Source organism: Acinetobacter endophylla, assembly GCF_053543775.1.
Window position 1 is genome coordinate 37,708 of record NZ_JBLVOM010000243.1, and the last position, 1,343, is coordinate 39,050.

Here is a 1,343-nt window from a genome sequence, read left to right on the forward strand (position 1 = left end):
AAAAAGAAGCACTTTGATGCTTCTTTTTTATGTCTTAGAGTTGTATTTAGATATGATGTGATATGTCTAGCTAAATAAATGCTAAAAACACAGGCTGTATCGCTCCAGCTTTTGTCATAAGATTGTCATTTAGACGCGGCATAGTGCAGCTAATTTTTAATAAACAACCAAAAATGAGTATAGGATATGGGTTTACGTATTGCGGCAACTGCAGCAGTGTTTCTGTTTAGCACACCAGTTTTTTCGGCAGTGACCGTCACAGTACCTGAAGAAATAAAAATTGTTGCCGTAAATGATCAAGAGGTGAACTCGGGTCTATTACGTTCTAATCAGACTTATAGCTTGGATGCAGGTGTAAATGCGATCAGCGTACGCTATAACGAATTTTTCCAGCATTCAGACAATTCACATGACATTTTAAAGTCAGGTGTGGTTACGGTAAAAACACCAAGCCTTAAAGATGGTGAAACTTACCGTTTAGCACTTATTCAGGCGCCTAAAGATTTTGATGCAGCGCAAAAATATAAAGATCAGCCCATTATTGGCCTATATGATGCGAAAAATCAGCTCTTAGTCCAGCAGACGGGCGCTAAAGATTCAGCGAAACCATGGTTTGGAAATCGCGTATTGACTAAAAAAGTAGATATGACAACTCAAGCCGCGACACCAGTTCATCAACCGGCAGCTATATATACTCAGTCAGTAGAACAGAATGATCAGCAGCTGATTCAATTATGGCAGAAAGCTTCTAAAGCTGAACGTCAAAAATTTATGACTTGGCTCGCTGAGCAGACAAATTAAAATATTTTGATGAAGAATCAAAAAGATCACCATTGAGGTGATCTTTTTTTATGAGATGAAGGCTAGAAAATTAACATTTGCTTAAACTTTTCATGCGGAATTAGCTAGAAAAACGCAAAAAAGTGTTAAAAATAGCCTTTTAGATTAAAAAATAAACGCATGATTGGTTTTTTTGAATATTTTTAAGAAAAGCCCTTGCGCTCGTTTTGAAACTGTATAGAATACGCAGCACACCAACGCAATGCATGAAACGAAACGTTAAGTGATTGGGTTGGAGCTTGAAACTGACGAGGTTTTAAGAAGATCATTAAGAGATTATGAAGAACAACTTGTGTGGATTTTTACTGGTTGATTGATCGAAATTATTTTCATTGATTGATGGTAGAAATTACTCGAAGTTTATTTGAGAAATATTTGTCAGAAAATTGATGAGCCAAGATTGGCACCCTTTAAGGTGCTACATAGTATTAAACTGAAGAGTTTGATCATGGCTCAGATTGAACGCTGGCGGCAGGCTTAACACATGCAAGTCGAGCGGGGAA

1 protein-coding gene and 1 rRNA gene are annotated in these 1,343 nt (G+C 37.2%); both read left to right on the top strand.

All coding sequences use genetic code 11. From position 1 onward, the window contains the following. Positions 1 to 186 precede the first annotated feature (186 nt). Positions 187 to 801: a DUF2057 family protein gene (locus tag ACNPNW_RS11445; protein ID WP_005100087.1), complete on the top strand. Its 615-nt coding sequence runs from the start codon at positions 187 to 189 to the stop codon at positions 799 to 801. 469 nt (positions 802 to 1,270) lie between these two features. Further along, positions 1,271 to 1,343 (top strand): 16S ribosomal RNA (locus ACNPNW_RS11450); the annotation flags it as partial.